General features: G+C 64.3%; 29 protein-coding genes. 13 read left to right on the forward strand and 16 right to left on the reverse strand.

The window, feature by feature from the left end; all coding sequences use genetic code 11:
- Positions 1-9: 9 nt before the first annotated feature.
- The 3 genes from CWO91_RS04905 to CWO91_RS04915 form a co-directional block, all read right to left on the reverse strand.
- Entirely contained in the window at positions 10-1,233 is a 1,224-nt protein-coding gene (locus CWO91_RS04905) for an acyltransferase family protein (RefSeq protein ID WP_130212473.1), read from the reverse strand.
- 212 nt (positions 1,234-1,445) lie between these two features.
- Positions 1,446-3,299, reverse strand: a complete 1,854-nt coding sequence (locus CWO91_RS04910) for a potassium transporter Kup (protein WP_130212515.1) — start codon at positions 3,297-3,299, stop codon at positions 1,446-1,448.
- A gap of 199 nt (positions 3,300-3,498) precedes the next feature.
- Complete coding sequence (locus tag CWO91_RS04915) at positions 3,499-3,756, reverse strand: hypothetical protein (protein ID WP_130212474.1); 258 nt, start codon at positions 3,754-3,756, stop codon at positions 3,499-3,501.
- 248 nt (positions 3,757-4,004) lie between these two features.
- Between CWO91_RS04915 and coaD the strand changes: the two genes are divergently transcribed.
- The 5 genes from coaD (at position 4,005) to queA (ending at position 7,201) form a co-directional block, all read left to right on the forward strand.
- On the forward strand, positions 4,005-4,499 hold the full coding sequence (gene coaD / locus CWO91_RS04920) for a pantetheine-phosphate adenylyltransferase (RefSeq protein WP_091897761.1): 495 nt from the start codon (positions 4,005-4,007) through the stop codon (positions 4,497-4,499).
- Positions 4,500-4,539: 40 nt separating this feature from the next.
- Positions 4,540-5,103: a peptidylprolyl isomerase gene (locus CWO91_RS04925; RefSeq protein ID WP_130212475.1), complete on the forward strand. Its 564-nt coding sequence runs from the start codon at positions 4,540-4,542 to the stop codon at positions 5,101-5,103.
- A gap of 8 nt (positions 5,104-5,111) precedes the next feature.
- Entirely contained in the window at positions 5,112-5,522 is a 411-nt protein-coding gene (locus tag CWO91_RS04930; RefSeq protein ID WP_130212476.1) for a hypothetical protein, read from the forward strand.
- Positions 5,519-5,983, forward strand: coding sequence for a peptidylprolyl isomerase (locus CWO91_RS04935; protein ID WP_008563933.1), 465 nt, complete (start codon positions 5,519-5,521; stop codon positions 5,981-5,983). Before CWO91_RS04930 ends, CWO91_RS04935 begins: the two co-directional genes overlap by 4 nt.
- A 144-nt stretch (positions 5,984-6,127) precedes the next feature.
- Positions 6,128-7,201 carry a tRNA preQ1(34) S-adenosylmethionine ribosyltransferase-isomerase QueA gene (queA, locus tag CWO91_RS04940; protein WP_130212477.1) on the forward strand — a complete coding sequence of 358 codons (1,074 nt, stop codon included), beginning with the start codon at positions 6,128-6,130 and terminating at the stop codon, positions 7,199-7,201.
- Between the two features lie 97 nt (positions 7,202-7,298).
- On the opposite strand, the gene CWO91_RS04945 is transcribed toward queA, so the two are convergent.
- From CWO91_RS04945 to CWO91_RS04960, 4 genes are all read right to left on the reverse strand, one after another.
- Entirely contained in the window at positions 7,299-8,336 is a 1,038-nt protein-coding gene (locus CWO91_RS04945; RefSeq protein ID WP_130212478.1) for an aspartate-semialdehyde dehydrogenase, read from the reverse strand.
- A gap of 226 nt (positions 8,337-8,562) precedes the next feature.
- Entirely contained in the window at positions 8,563-9,165 is a 603-nt protein-coding gene (locus CWO91_RS04950) for a PepSY domain-containing protein (RefSeq protein ID WP_130212479.1), read from the reverse strand.
- 253 nt (positions 9,166-9,418) lie between these two features.
- Complete coding sequence (locus CWO91_RS04955; RefSeq protein WP_130212516.1) at positions 9,419-10,162, reverse strand: TetR/AcrR family transcriptional regulator; 744 nt, start codon at positions 10,160-10,162, stop codon at positions 9,419-9,421.
- 135 nt (positions 10,163-10,297) lie between these two features.
- Positions 10,298-11,443: a patatin-like phospholipase family protein gene (locus CWO91_RS04960; RefSeq protein ID WP_165405229.1), complete on the reverse strand. Its 1,146-nt coding sequence runs from the start codon at positions 11,441-11,443 to the stop codon at positions 10,298-10,300.
- Between the two features lie 243 nt (positions 11,444-11,686).
- On the opposite strand from CWO91_RS04960, the gene tgt reads away from it, so the two are divergent.
- Positions 11,687-12,832, forward strand: coding sequence for a tRNA guanosine(34) transglycosylase Tgt (gene tgt / locus CWO91_RS04965; protein ID WP_130212481.1), 1,146 nt, complete (start codon positions 11,687-11,689; stop codon positions 12,830-12,832).
- A 1-nt stretch (position 12,833) separates the two neighbouring features.
- Here tgt and CWO91_RS04970 read toward each other — a convergent pair whose 3' ends face one another.
- Positions 12,834-13,052 carry a hypothetical protein gene (locus CWO91_RS04970; RefSeq protein ID WP_130212482.1) on the reverse strand — a complete coding sequence of 73 codons (219 nt, stop codon included), beginning with the start codon at positions 13,050-13,052 and terminating at the stop codon, positions 12,834-12,836.
- Between the two features lie 219 nt (positions 13,053-13,271).
- Here CWO91_RS04970 and cysK point away from each other — a divergent pair, with 219 nt between their 5' ends.
- A complete protein-coding gene (cysK, locus tag CWO91_RS04975; RefSeq protein ID WP_091897794.1) occupies positions 13,272-14,249 on the forward strand; it encodes a cysteine synthase A in 978 nt (325 codons plus the stop codon).
- Between the two features lie 3 nt (positions 14,250-14,252).
- Positions 14,253-14,495, forward strand: coding sequence for a BrnA antitoxin family protein (locus CWO91_RS04980; RefSeq protein WP_128933653.1), 243 nt, complete (start codon positions 14,253-14,255; stop codon positions 14,493-14,495).
- Positions 14,496-14,707: 212 nt separating this feature from the next.
- Here CWO91_RS04980 and CWO91_RS04990 read toward each other — a convergent pair whose 3' ends face one another.
- Together CWO91_RS04990 and CWO91_RS04995 are read right to left on the reverse strand one after the other, a co-directional pair.
- The gene (locus CWO91_RS04990; protein WP_130212484.1) at positions 14,708-16,138 is read right to left on the reverse strand and encodes a caspase family protein; all 1,431 of its coding nucleotides are present in this window, start codon (positions 16,136-16,138) and stop codon (positions 14,708-14,710) included.
- Positions 16,139-16,340: 202 nt separating this feature from the next.
- Positions 16,341-17,216: a DMT family transporter gene (locus tag CWO91_RS04995; protein WP_130212485.1), complete on the reverse strand. Its 876-nt coding sequence runs from the start codon at positions 17,214-17,216 to the stop codon at positions 16,341-16,343.
- 149 nt (positions 17,217-17,365) lie between these two features.
- Between CWO91_RS04995 and CWO91_RS05000 the strand changes: the two genes are divergently transcribed.
- Positions 17,366-17,764, forward strand: coding sequence for a RidA family protein (locus tag CWO91_RS05000; protein WP_130212486.1), 399 nt, complete (start codon positions 17,366-17,368; stop codon positions 17,762-17,764).
- Positions 17,765-17,813: 49 nt separating this feature from the next.
- Here CWO91_RS05000 and CWO91_RS05005 read toward each other — a convergent pair whose 3' ends face one another.
- From CWO91_RS05005 to CWO91_RS05015, 3 genes are all read right to left on the reverse strand, one after another.
- Positions 17,814-18,359: a hypothetical protein gene (locus tag CWO91_RS05005; protein ID WP_165405230.1), complete on the reverse strand. Its 546-nt coding sequence runs from the start codon at positions 18,357-18,359 to the stop codon at positions 17,814-17,816.
- Entirely contained in the window at positions 18,304-18,654 is a 351-nt protein-coding gene (locus CWO91_RS05010; RefSeq protein ID WP_130212488.1) for a hypothetical protein, read from the reverse strand. The genes CWO91_RS05005 and CWO91_RS05010 overlap by 56 nt, the downstream gene beginning before the upstream one ends.
- Positions 18,655-18,826: 172 nt before the next feature.
- Positions 18,827-19,414 carry a formyltransferase family protein gene (locus CWO91_RS05015; protein WP_130212489.1) on the reverse strand — a complete coding sequence of 196 codons (588 nt, stop codon included), beginning with the start codon at positions 19,412-19,414 and terminating at the stop codon, positions 18,827-18,829.
- 250 nt (positions 19,415-19,664) lie between these two features.
- Between CWO91_RS05015 and CWO91_RS05020 the strand changes: the two genes are divergently transcribed.
- On the forward strand, positions 19,665-19,898 hold the full coding sequence (locus tag CWO91_RS05020; protein ID WP_130212490.1) for a hypothetical protein: 234 nt from the start codon (positions 19,665-19,667) through the stop codon (positions 19,896-19,898).
- Positions 19,899-19,903: 5 nt separating this feature from the next.
- Here CWO91_RS05020 and CWO91_RS05025 read toward each other — a convergent pair whose 3' ends face one another.
- Positions 19,904-20,206 carry a hypothetical protein gene (locus CWO91_RS05025; RefSeq protein ID WP_027575377.1) on the reverse strand — a complete coding sequence of 101 codons (303 nt, stop codon included), beginning with the start codon at positions 20,204-20,206 and terminating at the stop codon, positions 19,904-19,906.
- 188 nt (positions 20,207-20,394) lie between these two features.
- Between CWO91_RS05025 and CWO91_RS05030 the strand changes: the two genes are divergently transcribed.
- Positions 20,395-20,607 (forward strand): hypothetical protein, encoded by a 213-nt coding sequence (locus CWO91_RS05030; protein WP_130212491.1) that lies wholly within the window; start codon positions 20,395-20,397, stop codon positions 20,605-20,607.
- Between the two features lie 84 nt (positions 20,608-20,691).
- Here CWO91_RS05030 and CWO91_RS05035 read toward each other — a convergent pair whose 3' ends face one another.
- Positions 20,692-20,919 carry a hypothetical protein gene (locus CWO91_RS05035; protein ID WP_128933662.1) on the reverse strand — a complete coding sequence of 76 codons (228 nt, stop codon included), beginning with the start codon at positions 20,917-20,919 and terminating at the stop codon, positions 20,692-20,694.
- Positions 20,920-21,374: 455 nt separating this feature from the next.
- Here CWO91_RS05035 and CWO91_RS05045 point away from each other — a divergent pair, with 455 nt between their 5' ends.
- Both CWO91_RS05045 and CWO91_RS05050 read left to right on the forward strand, forming a co-directional pair.
- Complete coding sequence (locus CWO91_RS05045) at positions 21,375-22,454, forward strand: AI-2E family transporter (RefSeq protein ID WP_130212493.1); 1,080 nt, start codon at positions 21,375-21,377, stop codon at positions 22,452-22,454.
- A 147-nt stretch (positions 22,455-22,601) separates the two neighbouring features.
- A complete protein-coding gene (locus CWO91_RS05050) occupies positions 22,602-22,991 on the forward strand; it encodes an NUDIX hydrolase (protein ID WP_130212494.1) in 390 nt (129 codons plus the stop codon).
- Positions 22,992-23,423: 432 nt separating this feature from the next.
- Here the strand turns inward: CWO91_RS05050 and CWO91_RS05060 are convergent, their stop codons facing one another.
- The gene (locus CWO91_RS05060; RefSeq protein ID WP_130212495.1) at positions 23,424-23,669 is read right to left on the reverse strand and encodes a hypothetical protein; all 246 of its coding nucleotides are present in this window, start codon (positions 23,667-23,669) and stop codon (positions 23,424-23,426) included.
- Between the last annotated feature and the right edge of the window lie 499 nt (positions 23,670-24,168).

The raw sequence follows: 24,168 nt of genomic DNA on the forward strand, positions 1-24,168 counted from the left end.
GACGTTCCGTCATCGAGGTTGATCTGAGATAGCGCCCTTGCCCGGGAGTCTGGAATGCCGGTGCACCAGCAGTCTGACGCCTGCGGCGAGGAATCCGCTCGCGGCCCAGCTCAGAGCCAGTGCCACGATGAGGACGAACGCGGCTTTGGCGACGGCATTCAGTCTCGTGCCGAGCAGCGCATATTGCAGCCACAGCACGAACGGGTAATGCGTGAGGTAGATGCCGTAGGCATTGGTCGAAAGACTATCGGCGAGCGCCGAGCGGCGACGCAACAATGCCAGCGAACTGGCCACGAAAGCGATCACGCCTGTTGCGCATGCAGGCGGAAAGGCGAAAGCCGCGGCGAGACGGTATACGGGCGGGCTGGCATTCCAATCCGGCATCGTCAGCGAGGTCAGCCCGCCCCATAGTGCAAAGCAGGCACATGCTGCGGCAACCCAGGTGGGCCAGTGGCGCGCGAGTGGGCCGTCGATGCGGAAGATACTGCGATCGCAGCCGTAGCCGCCGATGGCGAGTCCCGCAGAGAAATAGAGGAGATAGTGCAGCGGGCGGCTTAGCTGGAAAGACAATGGGCCGAGAAAGGTCCATTCCCAGGGCGTGAAGATCATTGCGAGGGGGACATAGGCCAGTGCCGACAGACTGGTCAGACCTGCGAAGAGGAGCAGGGGACGATCGTCGCACTTGGCGACGATGAGGCTCGCGGCTCGTGGCCACGATGGCACGAGCTCATGCAGCGCTGCAGCCAGTCCGCTGAGCAGCAGAAGCTGCCACAAGAACCATTGCGGGCCCGAGGGCCACATCGGCAAAGCGCGCCAATGCTGCCAAAATGCCGCAGGCGACGTGTCGGTCGCGGTCGTCAGATAGGAGGCGTAGTACGCCACCGGACTAAGGAGGGCGACCGCCAGGACGAAGGGCAATCCAATTCGCCACCAGCGCTCCGCGAGATAGGCGGGGCCACCCTTGCGGATGAGGCCGTGCGGGGTGAACAGGCCCGCCAAAAGGAACATCAGGGACATCAAGCTGACGTCCTGCCATGCGCAGAACAGGTCCAGCCCGAACCAGCGCTCGCGGTCGATGATCGGAAACGCGATCCACCGATAGGGCGGCGCGTCGAAGGCGAACGGATGCGGCGGCTGAGAGGCGAGGTAGGGAAGGGCCGAATGGAAGGCGACCACGATCAGGATGACGACAGCGCGCAAGTTGCTGAATGTGACGTTGGCGCCAGGGTTCATGGGGAGCACCAGCCCAGGATTGATCTCGCCGGAACCAACCGAAGGCGATCCACCTGGTTCCAATTCGCTGGGCAGCGGACGCTGTTTTGCTGAAGCCAACGCCTCCAGCGCCCGGCGCGCCGTCGTGCTCGTCGGCGCGGGTCTTGTCGCAGCCGGTGTCGGTGGGGCATCGCTGCGCGCATTCTCGCTACGCGGTGCGCGCCACGCGTCGGCTAAATCTCGAGCTCCGTGCCGAACTCCACCACTTGCTTGGTCGGCACGCCGAAGAACGCGGCGGAGCGTTCTGCGTTGCGCTGGAGGAAGGCGAACACGCCTTCGCGCCAGACCCACATGCCCGGAATGTCCTCGCTCGGGATGATGGTCTCGCGGCCGACGTAGTAGGTGATGTCGGAGAGGTCGATGCCGGGCAGCTTGCCCTGGCGGCAAGTGAGCTTCAGTCCCTCATAGATCGTGGGGTTCTGCATGAAGCCATAATGCAGGATCACGCGGGTGATGCCGGGGATGATGTCGATGATCTCGGCGCGTTCGTCGTCGGGAATGTGCGGCGATTCCTCGATCAGCACGGTGACCAGCAGCACGCGTTCGTGCAGCACGCGGTTGTGCTTGACGAACTGGGTCAGCGCCAGTGGCACGCCGCGCGGCGCGGAGGCCAGGAACACGGCGGTCCCGGGCAGCCTGGCGCGGCATTTATTGATGGCGGTCTCGATCAGATCCTCCTCGGGCTGGCGCAGCCGCGCGCGGGCCGCCTCGACCAGCTTCACGCCGGCGCGCCAAGTCAGCATCAGGAACGCGACGAGGCCGGCGAGCAGCAGCGGAAACCAGCCGCCCTCGAACAATTTTATCGAATTGGCCGAGAAGAAGATCACGTCGATCACGAAGAAGGCGCCGTTCACGGCAACCACGAGCCAGGGTGAATAGCCCCATTGGATCGCCACCAGGGCTGCGAGCAGCGTGGTGATCGCCATCAGCAGCGACACCGCGATGCCGTAGGCGCCGGCGAGCGCGTCCGACGTGCCGAAGCTCAGGACCGCTCCCAGCGTCGCGGCGGCGAGCAGCCAGTTCACCAGCGGCACGTAGATCTGTCCGATCGCAGCGCTCGTAGTGTGACGGATCAGCATGCGCGGCAGGAAGCCGAGCTGGATCGATTGCTGGGTCAGCGAGAACACGCCGGAGATGATCGCCTGTGAAGCGATCACGGTGGCGACCGCCGAGAATGCGACGAGCGGATAGTGCAGGGCGTCGGGGCAGAGCTGGAAGAACGGGTTCTCGATCATGGCGGGATCGGTGATCAGGAGCGCGGCCTGGCCGAAATAGTTCAGCACCAGTGCGGGCAAGCAGACCGCGAACCAGGCGAGCCGGATCGGGAAGCGGCCGAAATGCCCCATGTCGGCATACATGGCTTCGCCCCCGGTCACGGCGAGGAAGGCGGCGCCGAGAATTCCGAAGGAGACATGGAAATCCTGGTGGATCAGGAAGTCGAAAGCATAGAACGGGCTCAGCGCCGCCAGCACCGTCGGCGCCTTGACGATGCCGTGGATGCCGAGCGCGGCAAGCACGACGAACCAGGTCAGCATCACCGGGCCGAAGATACGGCCGATGAAGCCGGTGCCCTGCTTCTGCATCATGAACAGGCCGATCAGGATGGCGATGGTCACGGGCACGACGACGGGCGCAAGCGAGGGGGCGTCGACCTTGAGGCCCTCGATGGCGCTGAGCACGGAGATCGCGGGTGTGATCGCGCCGTCGCCGTAGAGCAGGGCGGCGCCGACGAGGCCGACGACCAGCAGATGCGCCCGCCAGGTGCCGGGCTGGGCGTTGCGGGCATGCAGCAACGCCAGCAGCGCGACGATGCCGCCTTCGCCGCGATTGTCCGCGCGCAGGATCAGCAGCGCGTATTTCAGCGAGATGATCAGCAGCAGCGCCCAGAGGATCAGCGAGGCAACCCCCAGGACAGCATCATGACTTAATGTGCCGCCATGGGCAGCCGCCTTGGCGGCTTCCTTCAGGGCATAGAGGGGGCTGGTGCCGATATCGCCATAGACCACCCCGAGGGCGCCCATGGTCATGGCAAGCGGCAGCGGATCGGGATGGTGGCCGGAAGCGACTGCGGGCGTACTGGACAATGGCGACCCCCGATGGAAACGCGCCCGGCGGGCCATTCCGACGGGCGCGAGCGTCACGCAGTCTGCGACGAGACGTCGCAAATATCCACGGGGTTGTGTTGGGTCTGTAGCGGACTAGCTGACGTGAAACTGACAGATCCGGCTACGGGGTCCGATCGGCGGTCACGAGGCGCGCCTCACGGACATTGGCCTTGGTGCCGGCGCGGCGCAGGCACGAGGCTTCGAAGTTCGGCCAGGCCTGCTGCGAGCAGTCCTTGCCGCTGCTGCGGATGTCGAGCCGGTCGCTCTTGGCCAGCGGCTGCGGCACGCTGGCTTCGACGGTCGGGGCGAAGCCGGGCAGCAGGGTGAGGGCGGCAGCAACACATGCAGAGATGGCGATCGCCGAAAGAGCCTTGATCATTGACAGTCCCCTGTGATGCGGCCGCTGCGCCTTGTGTGCGGCCCGTCATTCGTTGGCTGGATAAGTAACGATGGCCAGTTTCCAGACGTCTTCGCCGGAGCGGGAAATGGTTTCGTTGCTGCGCCCTTTGTTTCGTGGCCGCCCTCAGGACGAAACAATTCGGGGGGATTCCGACATGGTTTTGCGGAAAAACCGCCAGGGAACCCGCCCGGCTTGCCGGGCCGGGCCGGGCGCGGTAGGAGGAGACCATGCCGCGCATCGCCTTCTATCCCGGTTCCTTCGACCCCATCACCAACGGCCATCTGGACGTGGTCCGGCACAGCGTGTCGCTGTGCGACAGGCTGGTGGTCGCGATCGGGGTCCACCCCGGCAAGAAGCCGCTGTTCTCGACCGAGGAGCGGCTGAAGATGCTGCACGACGTCTGCGGGCCGGTGGCGGCCCAGGCCGGCTGCGTGTTCGAAGCCGTGACCTTTGACGATCTGTCGGTCACCTCGGCGCGCAAGCACGGCGCGACCATCATGATCCGGGGGCTGCGCGACGGCAGCGACCTCGATTACGAGATGCAGCTTGCCGGCATGAACGAGGCCATGGCGCCGGAGGTGCATACGGTCTTCCTGCCGGCCTCTCCCATGGTTCGCCCGATCACCGCCACTTTGGTGCGCCAGATCGCCGGCATGGGCGGAGACGTCTCGGCCTTCGTCCCGCCGCTGGTTGCGGCACAGCTCAAGGCAAAATTCGCCTGATAACGGCGCGCTTCCTCATTTCTTCTGATCCGGAGTTGTCATGATCCGAATTCTCGCAGTTCTTGCCGCGCTTGTGTTCGCGGTGCCGGCGGTGGCGCAGCAATTGCCGGCGAATCTCGACAAGGCCAACGCCGTCGTCATCGACAGCACCAAGGGCCGCATCGTCATCAAGCTCAGGACCGACATCGCGCCCCAGCACGCCGAGCGCATCAAGCAGCTTGCGCGTGAGGGCTTCTACAACAACGTGCCGTTTCACCGCGTGATGGACGGCTTCATGGCGCAGACAGGCGATGGCCAGAACGGCAACGGCACCGGCGGCTCGAAATATCCGAACCTGAAGCAGGAATTCTCCAAGGTGCACTTTGCACGCGGCATCGTCGGGATGGCGCGGCGCGGTGACAGCGTCGACAGCGCCAACTCGCAGTTCTTCATCATGTTCGCCGACGGCGGCAGCCTCGATAACCAGTACACGGTGATCGGCGAGGTCGTGCAGGGCATGGACGTCGTCGACAAGCTGAAGAAGGCACCGCCCGGCTCGGCCGGCGGCACCGTCACTGATCCCGACAAGATGGTGAAGGTGCAGGTCGCATCCGACATCAAGTAGGAGAGGACGTGGCGCGCCGCGGTGGCAAGCTCCTGCTGGTTGCCGCGATGCTGCTGCTCGGCATCTCCAGTGCGGCCGCCGAAAACGCGCAGGTCAACACCATCCAGGACATTTTCCGGCATCTGCGCACCTGCTGGAAGCCGCCGCCGCCGGCCAAGGCGCGCCCACTCGACATTACCGTCGTCGTGAGCTTTAACCGGGCCGGAAACATTCTGGGCCATCCGAGGATTACCTATGAATCCGCGGAGGCCTCCGACAATGACCGGCTGCAATACCGGATCGCGGTGATGGAAACGTTGCAACGCTGCACGCCGGTGCCGTTTACCGATGCAATGGCTGGCGCTGCTGCGGGGCGTCCATTCGCGATCCAGTTCCGCACCCGGAAGACTTCACCCCCAACGCAAGAGAGACGAGCATGAGCGTCACCGAAAACACCCTGATCCTCGAGACCACGCAGGGCCCCGTCACCATCGAGATGCGGCCTGATCTGGCGCCCGGCCATGTCGCGCGCATCAAGGAGCTGGTCCGCGAGGGCTTTTACGACGGTATCGTGTTCCATCGCGTGATCGACGGCTTCATGGCGCAGACCGGCTGCCCGCAGGGCACCGGCACCGGCGGCTCCGGCAAGAAGCTGAAGGCCGAGTTCAACAAGGAGCCGCATGTGCGCGGCACCGCCTCGATGGCGCGCGCCGCCAACCCCGACTCCGGCGACAGCCAGTTCTTCATCTGCTTCGACGACGCCCGCTTCCTCGACAACCAGTACACCGTCTGGGGCAAGGTCACCGAGGGCATGGAGAACGTCGACAAGATCAAGCGCGGCGAGCCGGTGCAGAACCCCGACAAGATCGTCAAGGCGCGGATGGCGGCGGACAAGGAATAAGCCTTCGACCCTCATCCTGAGGAGCGCGGAACGCGCGTCTCGAAGGATGAAGGCCCCGCTGCTGCAGCTCGGCCTTCATGGTTCGAGACGGCGCTAACGCGCCTCCTCACCATGAGGGTTTGGCTTTGCCGCGCCCGGCCCGACATGCGCACCGACCTCTTCGATTTCGACCTGCCGCCCGAGCGCATCGCGTTGCGCCCGGCGAGCCCGCGCGACTCCGCGAAGATGCTGGTCGTAGAGAACGGCGCGTTGCGCGATCAGACCATCTCTGACCTGCCGCAATGGCTGAAGCCGGGCGACCAGGTCGTCGTCAACGACACCAAGGTGATCGCGGCGCAGCTGAGGGGGCGTCGCATCGGTCGCGAGACCGAGCCGAAGATCGAGGCGACGCTGATCAAGCGCCTTGACGGCTCGCGCTGGCAGGCGCTGGTGAAGCCGGCCAAGAAGCTCACAGCCGGCGACCGCATCCGCTTCGGCAATGAAGGCAAGGTCTGCCTGCTCGGCCATCTCGACGCCGAGGTCGAGGCCAAGGGCAGTGAAGGCGAGGTGACGCTGTCGTTCTCGTTCCACGGTCCCGCGCTCGACCAGGCCATCACCGATCTCGGCAGCCCGCCGCTGCCGCCCTACATCGCCTCCAAGCGCACGCCTGACGACCAGGATCTCGCCGACTACCAGACCATGTTCGCGGCGAACGAAGGCGCCGTCGCCGCGCCGACGGCCGGGCTGCATTTCACCCCGGCACTGGAGCAGGCGCTGCGTGACCGCGGCGTCGGCATTAACCGCCTCACGCTGCATGTCGGGGCAGGGACCTTCCTGCCGGTCAAGGTGGACGATACCGAAGGCCACAAGATGCACCCCGAGTGGGGCACGATCTCGGCTGAGACGGCCGAGCAGCTCAACGCCGCGCGCAAGAGCGGCGGCCGCATCATCGCCGTCGGCACCACGTCACTCCGGCTGCTGGAAAGCGCCGCCGCGGAGGACGGCAGCATCCAGCCGTTCGCCGCCGAGACGTCGATCTTCATCACCCCCGGCTATCGCTTCCGCGCAGTCGACATCCTGCTGACCAATTTCCATTTGCCGAAGTCGACGCTGTTCATGCTGGTGTCGGCGTTCTCTGGCCTGGAGACGATGAAGCAGGCCTATGCGCACGCCATCGCGGCTGGTTATCGATTTTATTCGTACGGGGATGCGTGCTTGCTGTTTCGAGCAGGGCCGTAGGGTGGGCAAAGCGAAGCGTGCCCACCATCTTTCCTGATTGCGCGAGGGAAGTGGTGGGCACGGCGCTTGCGCGCCTTTGCCCACCCTACGATACCGGTTACGCCATCACCCGCTGCGGCAAGAGTTCGGCGATCTGCACGGCGTTGAGCGCCGCGCCCTTGAGCAGCTGATCCGCCGCAACGAACATCGAGATCGAATGCCCTGAGGGATCGCTGAGATCCTTGCGGATGCGGCCGACCAGGACGTCGTCCTGACCCGAGGCGTCGATCGGCATCGGGAAGTAGTTCTTGGCGCGATCATCGACCACCTTGACGCCGGGCGCCTGCGCCATGATGGCGCGGACCTGGTCCTCGCTGATCGGCTTCTCGCATTCGAAGGTGATGGCCTCGCAATGGGCGCGCAGCACCGGCACGCGCACGCAGGTGACGCCGACTGCGATGGTTTCGTCCTCGAAAATCTTGCGGGTCTCCTTGATGACCTTGGTCTCCTCGTCGTTGTAGCCGGTGTCAGGATCGACCGCCGTGTTGTGGTTGAAGAGGTTGAAGGCGTAGGGGTGCGGCATCACCCTGGGCGTATAGACCTGCCCGTTGAGATTGGCGCGGGTGGATTCGACGAGCTCCTCCATCGCCGCGGCGCCGGCGCCGGAGGCCGCCTGATAGGTCGAGATGATGACGCGCTTGATGCGGTTCTTCTGGTGGATCGGCCACAGCGGCACCAGCGCGGTGATCGCGGCGCAGTTCGGGTTGGCGATGATGCCCTTGTGATCGCGGATACGGTTCGCGTTGATCTCGGGGATCACTAGCGGCACGTTCGGGTCCATGCGGAAGGCGGAAGAGTTGTCGACCACGACCGCGCCGGCTTTGACCGCGATCGGCGCGAACTTCTTCGAGATGCTGCCGCCGGCGGAGAACAGGGCGATGTCGACGCCCTCGAAGGCTCGCTCGGTCAATTCCTCGATGACGACCTCTTGCCCGCGGAACGACACCGTCTTGCCGGCCGAGCGGGCGCTCGCCAGCGCCTTGAGCTTACCGGTGCGAAAGCCGCGCTTGTCCATGGTGGCGATGAATTCGGCGCCCACCGCACCGGTGACGCCGACAATCGCGACGACGGGATCGTTACTCACTTTGTCCTCCATTACATTGGGAATTAGGCAACAAAAAAGCCCCGGACCATCGAGGGCGGGGCTTCGGTAGAGCTGATGCGTTTAAGTCGACGACCTACGCGCGCACGCCTCCCCGGGCCCCGAAGGCCGTGGTGGTTTTGGTCGTGCGTTTCGTAGTCGTGAACATGGGGGCGACTTATGCGGGAGAGTCTTGCAGCCGTCAATGGCTTTTCGCCCTGGTTGGTGCCGGGGCCTGTCGCTATTTGGCCCGTGCGCCCGGCGGCTCCAGGATGACCTCCTTGAGGTCGTCGCCGCTGATCACGACAATCGCGAAATTGAGCCGGCCGCGTTCGCGCACCAGCCCGCCGCTGATCGCCTTGCCCGAGGCCGCGCGTTCGGCGACGCGCACGGCATCCGCGAGGCGATGCCTGATCGCACCGAGCGCTGCGAGGTTGCTGCGGTCATCGAGGTCGAGCTCGGTGAGGGGGAGGGCGGCTTCGCCGCCGACGAGCTCACCGGTCGAAGCATTGATGGTGTGGCGCCAGATCCGGTCGTTGTGCAGGGTCTTCACGCGGTAGACCGGCACACCGGAGGCTCCGTCAAAACTCACATCCGCCGTCGTGGCGCCGGCGTGCCGGCCTTCCGCGATTGCCATGGCCTGGCTGATCGAGATCGACGAGCTGCGAAAGCGCTCGATCTCGCGGCTGACTGCCTGGCGGTCCGCGTCGGCATCACTATCTGTGTCGCTGTGAAGCGCGGTCGGCGTGCCCGCGGTCACGATCGCCTGTGCCGGTGCGGCGAGGAGCAGCGCGGGCAAGGCGATCGCAAGCAGTTGCGAGGTCCATCGTTTGGCTGTCGTCATGCTCGAAACCCTCGGGCCAGCGAGTGTGCCGGATGATCGTAAAGAATTCGCGGCCGACCTTGGGCATCGGTCGGCCGCGGAACGCCGAACCGGGCTGTACCCGACGCGACGATCGAAGCGGTACGGACCTCTTTGGGGCTGGTGAATAAAGCGGTCCGTCTCGCCTGGTAACTAAACCATACCGTATCGTTTTGTTTTGGTCAATGGCAGGGCCGTGCTTCCCTGGGGGATAGATCGCGCGCTCACGGAATTGTCAGCGGGACGGGCGCCGCTGCGTGCCCTTTGCGGCGCTCTGGATGCGGTCGGCAGGTCCCAGCGCGCCGGCCAGGAACAGCTTGATCGCCGCCCGCATCCGCTTTTCCGCGGCCTTCATCTCGAGCGCCGTTCCGAACGTCGCCAGGCGGTGGGTGTGACCGACGACGACGTCGAGAAACACCTCGGCGGCAATGGTGGTGTCGTCGACATCGAGTGCGCCTTGCGCCACCAGATGGTCGAAGAAGCGCGCCGTGGTGGCGACGGCCTTGAGCCAACCTTCCTCCTTGCCGAGCTTGGCGACGTCAGGGAAGTTGATGGCCTGTGACGTCATCATGCGGCTGAAGGCGACGGCGTCGGGACCGCAGGTGAATGTCAACATCTCGCGCCCGATCTCGACCAGACGCTGCTCGACCGAGATGTTCGCGGCGCTGGAGAGCTGCGTCTCTGCCGCTGCCGACAGCGGCGCAAGCCAGCGCGCGATCTCGCGCCTCAGCACGGCCGCAAACAGGCCGCGCTTGTCGCCGTAGCGTGAATAGACGGTGGGCTTGCTGACCCGCGCCGCTTCCGCGACCGCGTCGAGCGAGGTTGCGTCGAAACCGCGATCCAGGAACAGGCGCGTGGCGACCTCGATCAGCCGCTGATCACGCTCGATGGCGGCGGTCTTCGTCGGCCGGCCGCCGCGTGATTTCGGGACCTCGCGCCGTGGCGCGGCAGTTCTTGTCTTGGTCGCAGTCAATCCCATGCCCAATGATTCCTGCGCGGTCGTGATATCAGTCATTCGCTCTATATCGCGCAGGAGCGGGGGCGTCATCGCGAATCTGGCCGAATTGGCCGTATCGTCAACGGTTTCCGTATGGCCTCGTTCCGTCACGAGGGATCACGGAAGCGTCGATGTCCAGGCCTGGCCGGACGCTGCCTTGTCATAGCCGTACTGATACAGTGCCCGCATATAGGCAGTATCGAACCCTTCCGAGGGCGCCGCCGGATAGTCGCGCGCGATGTAGGAGAGATGGAAGCCCAGGCGGTTGCGTTTGGCGAAATCATAGGTCGAGAAGATGATCGAGCGCGTCTGCGACTGGGTGATCGACGACAGGCTGCGCGAGGCGACGTCGATGGTGCTGTTGGAGACGAGCTCGAAATTGCGTTCGATCTTCTTGTTGACGAGAATGTAGATGTCCATCTTCGCGTTGTCCGGCAGGCGGCTGCCCTGGAAGAGCAGGGCTTCCGGCAGCGTCAGCACCGGCGCCGTCACGCCGCCATCGACATGCATCTCCTGAAACCTGCGGCCCAGGCCTTCGGCGTCGATCATGATCGGTGGAAACACCAGGGGAATGCTGGCGGAAGCCGCCATCACGTCGCGAAATAGTTTTAGCGCCTCGGGCGTTCCGACCGCGGCGATCTTGCCCATGTCCCAGATCGCGGTGCGCTGAGTGTCGAGATCGGTCGTCACCACCAACAGCTTCCGGCCCTTGGCATTCTCGCGCGCGACTTGCGCCATGATCTCGGGTCCGACATAGCGGGCGACGAGCTCGCGCAGCCGCGTGTTGCCGAACAGGCCGGATCCGAACAGCACGCGCATGATGCTGGGATCGTTCAGCAGGCTCTCGGCGATGCCGCTGGTGTAGACCTCCTTCAACGTGTCGTCATATTGCGAGCCGAGGAACGCAAACGGCGCGATCAGGCCGCCGGTGCTGACACCCGAGACGACCGAGAAGGTCGGACGGGTTCTGGCCGCGGTCCAGCCGTTCAGCACGCCGACGCCATAGGCCCCGTCGGCGCCGCCGCCCGACAGTGCCAGATAGGATTTCGTCGCGGTGCTGTTGTCCTTCTCGAAGCTGAATTTCGTGACGGGCTCGTCGGCGTAGCGCCGGAGGCCATCGAGATCGAGCACACGCGATGTGCTGGCTTCAGCGGCCGTATAGGGCGTACGGGGCAGGGATGTGCAGGCACCGAGCGCCAGGCTGCACGTCAGGACCAGGACGGCGCCTATTCGCCTTATCCAGCCATGCGAACGGCCGGACATTTCAGTCGAACTTGAATGGTAAGGCATCGTCGGTGGCTGGCGATCACGCTTGCACCGCCGCCGGCAGATCCGCCGCGGCATCTCGTCCAGCCCCGAGGCTAAAACTACACGGTATCGTTTTGTTTAACAAGGGAGACAGGCCCCCATATCCGCACCAATTGTGTCCCAGTCTGAGGCACAAGCCAGCCTCGGCGTGGTTCGCGCGGGTTGATCGGCCTCCTCCGACACGCAATAAGCACCGCCATGAATCCCGACAATGATCTTCCCAATCACTTTGAATTGCTCGCCACCGATGGCGCCGCGCGCACCGGGCGCCTGACCACGCCGCATGGCGTGGTCAGAACGCCGGCCTTCATGCCGGTCGGCACCGCGGGCGCCATGAAGGGCATGCACTGGCGCGAGGTGCGCGACGCTGGCGCCGACATCGTGCTCGGCAACACCTATCATCTGATGCTGCGCCCCGGCGCCGAGCGGATTGCGGCGCTTGGCGGCTTGCAGACATTCACCGGCTGGAACGGGCCAATGCTGACGGATTCCGGCGGCTTCCAGGTGATGTCGCTGGCGGATCTGCGCAAGGTCAGCGAGCACGCCGTCACCTTCCGCTCGCATATCGACGGCGCCAAGGTCGAGCTGTCGCCGGAGCGCTCGATCGAGGTGCAGCGCTTCCTCGGCTCCGACATCGCCATGCAGATGGACGAATGCGTGCGGCTACCGGCCGAGCGTGACGACATCGAGCGGGCGATGCGCCTGTCGCTGCGCTGGGCCGAGCGCAGCAAGCGGGCCTTCGCGAGCGCGTCCGCCGGTTACATGCTGTTCGGCATCGTGCAGGGTGGCGACGTGCCGCAGCTTCGCCATGCCAGCGCGCAAGGCCTGGTCGAGATCGGCTTCCACGGCTATGCGATCGGCGGCCTTGCCGTCGGCGAGCCGCAGGCGGTGATGCTGGCGATGATTGACGAGACCTCACCATTGCTGCCGAGAGAGCGGCCGCGTTACCTCATGGGCGTCGGCACGCCCGACGACATCCTCGAGGCAGTCAAGCGCGGCGTCGACATGTTCGATTGCGTGATGCCGACGCGCAATGGCCGTCACGGCGTCGCCTTCACGCGCTTCGGCCAGGTCAATTTGCGCAACGCGCGCCACGCCAACGATCCGCGTCCGCTCGATGAAGAGAGTTCATGGCCGTCGACGCGCAGCTGCGCGCGCGCCTATCTGCATCATCTCGTCAAGGCAGGCGAGACGCTGGGGGCGATGCTGCTGTCCGAGATCAATGTCGCTTACTACCAGTCCCTGATGCAGGGCATCAGGGACGCGGTCGCACAGGGAAGGTTCGAGGAGTTCTATCAGCGTACGCGCGAGGACTGGACGAGGGGCGACATCGCCCCGCGCTAGATTAATTGCAGACGAAGCGCTGCTTGACGGCATGCTTGGTCACGAAGCCATAGCCGCAATTGTCGCAGGTCCAGAGATAGCTGATCACTTGGTCGGAGACGTAGGCAGATGCTTCGGCGGCGACCATGGAGTCGGCGCAGACCGGACAGGTAGGCAACTCGCTGCAACGCGGATAGCGGTTCAGCGCGACGGTCGACAACACTTCAGCAACTGCTGACATCGTGGTGACCTCCCTGCTTTGAAACCTAAGTCTAACATAAGCAGAATCAGTTGACGAGGTCGCAACACAAATGCGTTGGTTTTCTGATATTTGCAGCTCACGCGATTTTGCGATGCAGCGTATTTAACATGTGCCGCATTGTCGCTTGCGTGTCGGCGCAAGCTGTCTGTAACTGCGCGAGAGCCGTGAAGCGCAGATTGTTGCCACAGGGAGTTCATCATGGACGCGTCGTCCAAGACGGGTGCAGCGCACCAACCCGGCCGCGGCCGGATCTATGACTCGATCGTCGAGGCTTTTGGCGACACGCCGATCGTGCGGTTGCAACGACTGCCCGGCATGCACGGCGTGAACGCGACCATTTTGGCAAAACTTGAATATTTCAATCCGGCCGCGAGCGTGAAGGACCGCATCGGTGCGGCCATGATCATCGCCATGGAGAAGGCAGGCATCATCAAGCCCGACACCGTGCTGATCGAGCCGACCTCCGGCAATACCGGAATCGCGCTTGCCTTCGTCGCGGCCTCGCGCGGCTACCGGCTCAAACTGGTGATGCCGGAATCGATGTCGATCGAGCGTCGCAAGATGTTGGCCTTTCTCGGTGCGGAACTGGTGCTGACGCCGGCAGCCCAAGGCATGAACGGCGCCATTGCCGCCGCGGAAGAACTGTTGAAGACGACGCCGAACTCGGTGATGCCGCAGCAGTTCAAGAATCTCGCCAACCCCGAGGTGCACCGCCGCACCACGGCGGAAGAGATCTGGAACGACACGGCCGGCAACATCGATGTCTTCGTCGCCGGTGTCGGCACCGGAGGCACGATCACAGGTGTCGGCCAGGTGTTGAAGCCGCGCAAACCTTCCTTGCGGGTGGTCGCGGTCGAGCCGGAGGAGAGCCCGGTGCTCTCAGGCGGCCAGCACACCCCGCACAAGATCCAGGGCATCGGCGCCGGCTTCGTTCCCGACATCCTCGATCGCTCCGTGATCGACGAGATCGTGAAGATCAATTCGACGACGGCAATCGAGGCCTCGCGCGCGCTGGCGCGGCATGAGGGCATTCCGGGCGGCATCTCTTCGGGCGCCGCGATCGCGGCCGCGCTTCAGATCGGCAAGCGCCCCGAAGCTGCGGGAAAGACCATCCTGGCGGTGGTGCCGTCCTTCTCCGAGCGGTATCTTTCCACGGCTCTATTTGAGGGAATCTAGGACATGGCGGATCAACCGAGACGGCCGCGTACGCTGGGCGATGCCAGGACGGAAGCCGAGGCGGCGTTCAAGAAGGTGACGGCCAAGGTCGCCGTGGCGCCGCCCAAGCAAACCGCCGTTCCCGGCGTCAAGGAACAGGTCACACTGCGGATCGACCAGGACGTGCTGGAGTTCTTCCAGGAGGGCGGGCCGGGCTGGCAGGACCGCATCAACGAGGCGCTGCGGAAGGCTGCGGGGAAGTCGTAGCCAACGTCGTCATTGCGAGCCAACGGGTCCGCGCGAAGCGCGGCCCGATGACAGGCTCCGCGAAGCAATCCAGAATCTTTCCACGGTGACAGTCTGGATTGCTTCGTCGCAAGGGCTCCTCGCAATGACGGAGCGTGCTGCGACACCGTCGTACCAAAGAAGGAAAAAGCCCGGCGCGAGCCGGGCTTTTGTTTTGAAGCTGGCGTCCTGCCTCAGCGGCGGAACATGCCGCCCATCATACCGCCGACGACGCCGCCCACGAAGGCCGCGCCGGCAGCATCGCCGGGGTTGCTGCGCTGGGGAGCCGGTGCCGGCGCGCTGCTGGGTGCAGGGGCGCTGGCACGCCGAGCCGCTTTCTGGCTGCTATCGCTGGCGGTCGGCGGTGCGGCCACGATCTCCGAGAGCAGGGCCTTGTGCTGGTGCTTATTGAGGTAGCCGGACGAAGGATAGCCGCGCGCGGCCTGCCAGCGCTTGAGCACGGCGCGGGTCTCGTCGCTGAACACGCCGGTCTGCTTGGTGTCGAAGCCGAGGCCGGTGAGGCGACGCTGCACGTCGCGGCGCTGGTTCTTGTCGAGGCCGATCTGGTCTTCGGTGAGCTGAGTGGCCTCGTCGGTAAAGGTCGCGGGATCGATGCCAGCGTTGAGCGTGCGGGTCGCGGTCGAGGGGCCGCTCTTGATCGCCGCGAGGCGTGCCAGCGCCAGCGCCTTGAACTGACCGTTCGGATAGGCGGCGAGATAGGCGTTGAGCTCTTCCGGCTTGTTGGACTCCTTCACCGAGCGCCAATATTCGAGTTCGACACCGTCCGAGCCGCCGCCGGTTGCCGCCGGCACGGTGCCGGCCGCGGTCGGCGCCGCGTTGGCGACCTGCGTTGCCGGGGCCTGGTTGAGGTAGACCGAGCCGGTCAGGTTGGTGTGGCCCCAGGGCAGTTGGCCCTTGCGGGTCTCTTCATTGACCTGGGCGCGCACCGACGTCATCGCCTGCTGAATCTCGACGCCGGGCTTGGTGATGTTGTCGATCAGCGCACGGGTGAACGGGCTGTTGTTGCCCTCCTGGCCGTCGAGCGCGGTCTGGCCAGGGCCGGTGGCGAACGCGATCAGCGTGCCTTCGCCGGACTTCATCTCGGCGAGACCGCTCTGGACGTTGACGCTGCGCGTCGCCGAGTTCGACTTGATCTTGGCGGCGAACGGATTGTCGCGGCAGGCATCGAGGAAGACGAGCTTGACCTTGGCATCGCCCATGGTCTGCTCGAGCGTCAGGTCGATGTTAATGGCGGCCCCCAGCTTGACGTCCATCTCCGACTTGATGTCGGCGTCGACAGGCAGGAGATAGTTGGTGCCGCTGACGGCAATGCCGTGGCCGGCATAATAGAACAGCGCGATGTCGGAGCCCTGCGCCTTGCGGCCGAAATCGAGCAGCTTCTCCGTCATCTGGTCGCGGCTGAGATTGGACCCTTCGATCACCTCGAAGCCGACATTGCGCAGCGTCGCCGCCATCGCCTTGGCGTCGATCGGCGGGTTCGGCAATTGCGCGACGTTCTTGTAGGAGCCGTTGCCGACGACGAAGGCGACGCGGCGGTCAGCCTTCGCAGCACTGATCGACAGTGCCATGCACATCAGCGAAGCGAGGAGGGTGAGATAGCGCATTCTGAAATCCCCCAGAATCGAATTGCAGGCAGCAACAAATTGGCAACGAACCTACACGAAGTGCCCGACTTCGCGCCACCAAAACGGCGGTCCGCTGCGTTCAACCCGCTGCTGTGTGGCCGAATGTGCACGATGGAATGCTTCCCCAACGTGATCCAAATCACACGGCCACTTCGTTTTGTCGCGCGAGGTGGCGCGAGGTTCACTGCGCGCGGGCAGGAACCGCTGATGGCGGCCTTAAATTGAGGAGATTGCCGCACAGGATCAGCGCCGCGCCCAGTACGGTCCAGGTGTCGAGGCGCTCCGAATATAACAGCCAGCCGACGGTTGCCGTGAGCGGAACCCGCAGGAAGTCCATCGGCACCACGATGGTCGCATCCGCGTACCGGAGCGCACTAGCAAGACAGTAGTGCGAGAATGTGCCGCAGACCCCGATGACGAAGAGCCAACCCCACATGGAGGCTGACGGCCATGTCCAGACGTACAGCGTAGGTAGCAGGCCGATGACCATCTGTACGACGATCATCCAGAATAGGATCGACAATGCGCTTTCGGTCCGGGTCAGCGACTTCGCCAATATCATGGAGGTGCTGAAGCCAATCGCGGCCCCAAGCGCGATCAGCTGGCCCGGATTGATCTCGCCGGTGGCGGGCCGTACGATCACGACGACGCCGACGATGCCGAGTACGACGGCGGCGATCTTCCAGACGGTCATGCGCTCGGACAGGAAAGTTGCGGCCAGCAGTGCCGTCCAGATCGGCATGGTGAATTCGATCGCGACGACCTGGCCGATCCCGATCAGCGCCAGCGCGTAGAACCAGCCGAGCTGCGCGAAATAGTGGACTCCGTTGCGCGCGAGGTGCTGGGGCAGGCGTTTGGTCGCGACCGCCTTGAAGCCGCCGGCGCGGTAGATGATCGGCAGAAGCAGAAACAACCCGATCACAGATCGCACTTCCATAATTTCGAAGACGTTGAGCTCGCTCGTGGTCTCGCGGCCGGCAACCGCCATGACCAGCATCAGCGCGAGCCAGCCGGCCATCCAAAGTGCAGCCATCGATTTGGACGGTGTCGCGGTCATAGGTGTGAGTGCGGGAAATCGTGCCTGAGGGGAAAGCCGGTATCAGCGACATCGCTGCCGTTTGCAACGGTCAAATCTGCGGATGCAGGGATGCAGCCCGGTGTGCTAAGGCGTCAGCGAACAACGAAAAAATCGGGAGGTCTTCGCTCATGCGCATCTTGCAGCCGGCCGAGTGGAAAAAACCGCGCGGCTTTTCCCATGGCGCGGTGGTCGACGGCCCGGGGCGTTGGGTGGTGCTGGCCGGGCAGACCGGCGGCGGCGAGAGCGGCAACTACGCGCCCGACATGGCGGCGCAAGTTGCGACCGCGCTGCAGCGGATCATCAAGCTCCTGGGCGAAGCCGGCGCGGGCCCCGAGCACATCGTCCGCCTGACCTGGTACCTGACCAGCCGCAGCGAGTATGAGGCCGCCGGGGCCGGCATTGGCGCGGCCTGGAAGGAAACGCTGGGACGCAATTTCCCGCCCTCGACGCTGCTCTACATCAGCGGTCTCGTGGACGAGCGGGCCAAGGTCGAGATCGAGGTCACGGCGTTCGTGCCGAATGCATAAAAAAGACCCGGCGAGGTCGCCGGGTCGATGGTCTTGAACGTGATCTGGCTCAGCGCGTCATCGAGATGTTGGCGCCGCGGAATTGGCTGTCGGCGCGCAGCGTGACGGTCTGCTTGTTGCCGCTCGTCCTCAACGCGATATTGGCGTTGAAGCCGGCGGCGGAGGCGACCACCTCGAAATTTCCGCCACCGCCGCGGCCCTGGAGCGAGCCGCTGATATTGCGGCTGGCCTCGGACCAGTTGCCGGTGATGGCGCTGCCCTCTGCCTTGACGCTGGCCCCGAGGTTGAACTTGTAGGCGTCGCTGGCGCAGGTCAGCGACATTTCCATGGTCGGACCGATCGGGGCGTATTTGGCCCGGCAGCGGATCCGCTCGGTCGAGCCGTCATCGAGGATGACAGTACCGCCGCCGCTCCAGCTGCCTGCCATCGGGGCAAACGGGCCGGCCTGGGCTTTGCTTTCAGTGTGGGCGATACCCGCCGCAAACAAAACGGCGGCCGCGATCAGTAGCCGCCGGCCTCTAGCGCGAGCCTCAGTTGGTTTATTGGCGCGATGCTTCCCACCGCCCGCTGCATGGTATGCCTGCAGATGCTCCATTCCACTTCCCCGATCCGGCGTTGCCGTTGAGTTGACCGTTGGCATATGCACCATTGATCGAAACTTTCACAAGTCCCTCACGGCCGATGGTGCCGGAAACGTTAGCGCCGGGTGCGGTGATCTTGCCGTCGGCAACCGTCAGGATGGAGCTTGCGGTCGGTTCGCAGGAGCCGCTCTTGGTCACGATCGTGACCTGCCAATTGCCGTCATAAGGGCCCTGGGCGAAGGCGGGAGCGGCGAGGGTGCCGGCGAAAATTGAGGCGGCACAGAACACCGCAATGCGACCAAAACGCATGAATTCCGTCCTTGAATTTGTCTGATATGCTGACGTTTATTCGGGCGAAATGTGACGGAAATTTGTTGCGATGCCAAATCGAAAATTGTTCCTGTGGGAACAATAGTTTATTTGGGTTCTTGGCTCCGATTTTCGAAGCAGAATCAACGCGGGTTCACGTTAAGGGTAAACGTCAGGAGAGACTCGGCGCCGAGGTCGCGAACTGCTCGTCCTGAACTTTGGCCGGCAGCGCCTTGTGAACCTTGATGTAGTCGATCACGTCGGCCAGCAGCTTGAGGCCGAGAGGCGCCAGCGCGCGCTCCCAGAGCTCCCGCGCCGTCTCGCCCTTCTTGACGAAGCACCAGTCCTGGGCGGCGATGGCGCCCGCGTCCATGCGGTCGGCGAGGTGGTAGATCGTGCCGCCGGCAACCGGATCGCCTTCCTTGATGGTCCATTCCACGGCCGCCTTGCCGCGGTGGCGCGGCAGTAGCGAAGGGTGATAGCCGATCCCGCCATACTCGGCGGCGGCGAGCGCGTCCTTGCCGATCCGGGCGTGGCTATGCGCCGTGATGATCAGATCCGTATCGGGGCCAATCTCGGAGGCCACCACCAGCTTCGGATTGGCCTGGACCGCCACCTCGATGCCGGCCGCCCTGGCGGCAGCGGCGAGGCGATCCTCGGCATCGGCCACCACGACCCGCACGATCGAGACACTGTGCTCCCGGAGCATATTCAGGGTGGTCACGCCGAAATGGCGGGAGCCGACGAGGGTAATGCGCATGGGTGTCCGATCTGTCTCGCAACTGCGTCATCCCCCGATAACACGTCCGGACGTCCTGTCACCACCCACGCTGCGTTTGCGCGGGTTATCAACAATGCACAGCGCATCACGAAATCATCTGATGGTAATACGTTCTCAACCAGCCTGGCGTATCGACGAATCCGTCGCGGATTTGTATTGCGTACCGCGACCTGAGAATGTCCCGCCGGCGTGGGCGCGCCGCGCGGGCCTTTTGGCCGGGACCGATTTCATGTCCAGCGCGATTGAGCAGATCGTCGACACCTATGTCCGACTGAAGAACCGGCGTGGCCTCGACGAGCTGATGATGCACCGGCAGCGGCTCGCCGTCGATCTGAAGAGCAGGTCGGGCTTTGATTTCAGCCTGCCAATCGGCCAGATCGACGAGGAGATCGCAATCATCGAGGCAGGCCTCAGCCGGCTGAAGGCCGAAAGCGCGGGTCTCGGTCCATCGTCTCCTGTCTGAAACGTTCAGTCGCGGCGGCCACCGTCGATGACCGTGAACAGCGGCCGCGCCGGGGTCGGCTCGACCAGGAGCTCTTCCACCAGTGCGGTTGCCGCATCGACATATTTGCGCGTCGGCTTGTCGAGCGGACGCTTGGCCTCGTCGTCGAGCGCGACTTTCGCGGCCTCGACCAGCTTGCGCATGCGCGCCGCGTGATCATCGCCTGCCGTCAGCGTCGCGCGTGCCAGCGAGCGCAGCACGAACAGCTCGCCCTCGAGGCGAAGCAGTCGGTCGTTGAGCCTGGTAAGGACGGCGTTGAGGTCGGCCATGGCTGATGTGAGGCGCGGAGGATCGCACTGATCTAGCGGCGATCGATGAACGGAGTCCAAACGCCTTCGGCGCAATTGGGCAGATTTTCCGGCGATCTCGCCGATGTGACCGGTTGTGACGCACAGATGAATGGTGCGAGCAGGTTCTGCTGACCACATGATGGGCGGGGACGTCTGGAGCCCGTGCGATGCGCTTTGTCCTGGCTTTGCTTGTTCTGATGTCAGCGTGCGCGTTGGCTGCCGCAGCGCCGAGGTATCACGCGCATCCGCGGCACCATGTCGTGGTCCGCCCCGACACGCGCGCCGTCGTGCCGCCCGGCTGGTACAGGTTTCCCGGCTATCCGCCGATCCCGCCGTCGGAGAACAGGAATCTCGATCCCTCCAATTTCGGCGGCGGCTGATCGCGGCTCACCCTGCGGTCGGTGAACGACGGGATTGCCGGCTTTCGCTGGGCAATGATGGCGAGCGCGACCGATGCCTCGGCCCTACCATCCAACGCCCGCCCAGCGCCGTCCGAACACGGGCGGCTTGGTCTTAACCGCTTCCCAGCCGAAAAAGTGATGCTTACCGGACCAGCTATGCACCACGCTGCTGCAGATGCTGCACTTGAAGCTGCCGGAATGCGCTTCGGCATGTTCCTCCCTTGTCGCGGTGTAGCTCATGCTGCAACCCGGGCAGGTGAATTCTTCGATCGTCCAGATGCTGTTGGCCATTGCACAGAATGCTGTTTGGGGACCTCAACCCACGGTAGCCACGGGCTTTTGCAGCGGCGTAAACTGGCCCGGAGAAATCCACTTAACGGGCGTTAGCCAAACCAGGCCGCAAGTCCCGGTCAATGCGCATCTGCACGCGCCTGATGGCGAGCAGCGGGAGCTTGCCTTGCACCCGCCCGGAGCGGACCCTGTCGCCGATCGCATAGGCATAGCGCCAGTAGCCCAGCGCGGCATTCCGCTTCAGCGAATAGTGGACCCCGCGGTGAATCCCCGCATGCGCATCAGGCTCTCTGGGTCCGGCCGTCATCGTCCTCAAATGCCGATTGGTCCGATGCGTTCCTAGTTAGCGGATATGCGGGAACCGGTCGCCTTGACGCCCGGCTTGTTGCTGGCAATAACGGCTAGGCCTCGCAAGCGCCGGAAGTTGCGTTCATGTCGCAGGGAAAGCAGTAGCCGTGAAAAGTCTCCGTCAGCTCCTGACGGGTGAGGATATCATCCAGCTGGTGATCCGGCTCGGCCTGCTCGGCCTGCTGATCATCTGGACCTTCCTGATCATCCGCCCGTTCGTGCCGATCCTGGCCTGGAGCGGCGTGCTCGCGGTCGCGTTCTATCCGGCCTTCAGCTGGGTCGCCAAAATCCTCGGCGGCCGGCCGAAGACAGCGGCAGCGATCCTGACCCTGATCACGCTCGGCATCGTCATCGGCCCTGCGACCTGGCTCGGCCTCAGCGCCGTCGACGGTGTGCGGGAGCTGGCGCATCAGCTTAGCACCGGCGACCTCGCGCTGCAGTCGGCGCCGGAGCAGCTCAAATCGTGGCCGCTGGTCGGCCCGTGGCTCTATGACCTCTGGGAGCAGGCCTACAACAACATCCGCGCGGTGTTGCGCGAGGTGGCGCCGTATCTTCAGCCGCTGGCGGGACCGCTGCTGTCGCTCGCGGGCGATGCCGGTCTCGGAACGGTCCAGTTCCTGCTGTCGGTGTTCGTCGCCGGTTTCCTGTTTCCGCACGGGCCGCGGCTAGTTGCAGCCGGCCGCAGCTTCCTGTTCCGGATCGTGCCCGAGCAGAGCGAGCATTTCCTGGAGCTTGCGGGCGCGACCATCCGCGCCGTGGCACAAGGCGTGATCGGCGTCGCGGTGGTGCAGGCGCTGCTCGCCGGCTTCGGCTTCAAGCTCGCGGCCGTGCCGAGCGCCGGCCTTCTCGCCTTCATCGTGCTGCTGCTCTCGATCGTGCAGATCGGCGCCTTCCTCGTGCTGCTGCCGGTGATCATCTGGATCTGGACTGCCAAGGACGTGACCACGGCGCTGCTGCTCACCGTGTTTCTCGTCCTGGTCGGCTTCATCGACACCATGCTGAAGCCGCTCGTGATGGGGCGCGGCCTGACCACGCCGACCATCGTGATCTTCGTCGGCGTGATCGGCGGCACGCTCGCCCATGGCATCGTCGGCCTGTTCATCGGGCCGATCATCCTGTCGGTGGCCTGGGAGATGATGATGGCCTGGATCAGGACGGAGGACCGGCCGAAGACGAGCGAGGGCTGATCTCGCGCCTCGACGGCGCGCTCGGTCCGCCATGTCGCACCAGGAGCCCACCGCTCCGCGGTCTGTGATCAAAATGCGTCCCCGAACTTGTCTGTTCGACTAGACAAGTTACGATCTGGACGATTCTGGTCCCGATCTACGGCAGTAATGGCGAAGTCTTCCAAGCTGGTTGCCGCGAGGCGCGGCAAGGTGTTGTTGGTCCGACGCCGGTCGGACGGCCTCTGGATGTTCCCAGGCGGGCGCAAGCGTGCGCGCGAATCCGACAAGGACTGCCTGCGGCGCGAGATCAAGGAAGAGCTGCCCAAGCTGAAGCTCGGCCGGATCAGTCTCTGGAAGGAAGTGAAGGCGAGGAACAAGCGCTCCGGCCGCAAGATGAGCGATGCGATCTTCATCGCCAAGGGCGCCAAGGGCAGGCTGGCGATCGGCGACAAGAAGGAGATCGACCGCGCCGCCTGGCAGAAGCCCCGCCGCATCCGCCTGACGCCGACCTCGCGCTACATCCGCGACCGCCTGTTTCCGCGAAAGTCGCGGCGGTGAGCTAATCCTCTTGGCCCGCCGATCGCATCCGCCCGGCAGATGACCTCGACCGGGCGCGCGCGGCTCCGGTGCAGCGAGCCGGATAGCCTCGGCCTCGCGCTGCTCCTTGCGGGCCGTGCGCGCATTGCGCATCGCGCGCTTGATGAAGGGGTGTTGGGAGTCCTCTGCGAAGAACAGCACCACTTCGCAGCTCGGACATTGTCTGGGATAGCCGTCCTGCAACCGGCCGGCGCGATCGCGAAACACGCCCCTGCAGCGCGTGCACTGAATCTGGACGAAACTCATGCGCGATCGACAATGACTATTGAAAATGGGTGTTCAGGTGATCTCAAATGTCTGAAGAAAGCCTGAATGCCTTCGCGACTTGGCCGACAGGCTTGGTGACAGCCGATGCGGGTAAGTGGGCCGCTGTTCGCAGAATGCGCGCAGCCGCTATTGCTTGGCAGCCATCGTGTCGAGACAACGGTTGAGATAGGCGGTGCGATCCCTGGGCAGCACCTTCTCGAGATCCGCCTTCATCCCGCATTCGCGCTGCCGGAGCTGCTCGGCCCGGCGCTTCTCGGCCGCCTCCCGATATTCGGGGGCGACCTTGCTTGGGTCGACCAACGCCTGTGAGCGTGCGGGAGCCGTTGCAAGCAGTGCGATGGCCGCGATGATGATGAAAATGAATGGTTTCAAATGAGCCTCCGTAAAAGGGAAATCCTAGCGCGCGGCGTGTGCATGCTCAAACCGGAAAGGATGCGGTACCCAGTTCCGGCAGGTCGGATCATCAGTGCGCCGACCGCGCTGCAGACATCTGGCCCACTTTCTTGGAACGACTTCGCTCGGCGCGCGTAGATTCTAGGCTCACGGCCCATCCCCAACCCCAAAAGCCCCCGGGCCGCGAGAAAACCTTCCCCACAAAGGTTGGCGACCTCAGCGCCTTCGCACTGAGGTCGTTTTGGCGCAAGTCGTGTGAACCAGTTCACAAACGCTCGGCGAGATCGCTGCTATGAAGACGTCATTGCTTAACCGCTTCATTTTGAACGAACGCCCCAGCGTGGCTCCAAGCGCTGGGGCTTTTTCGTGCCTGCAAGTGAGTAGAACGTCTCGATTGTATTGACTTTCGCCTCGAGAGCATGGACGCGCATTTCATGCGTCAGAGCGGAGCCAGTTCCGACCTGCTGGGCGATCAACG

It is taken from the genome of Bradyrhizobium genosp. SA-3 (assembly GCF_004212635.1).
Lineage (GTDB): Bacteria > Pseudomonadota > Alphaproteobacteria > Rhizobiales > Xanthobacteraceae > Bradyrhizobium.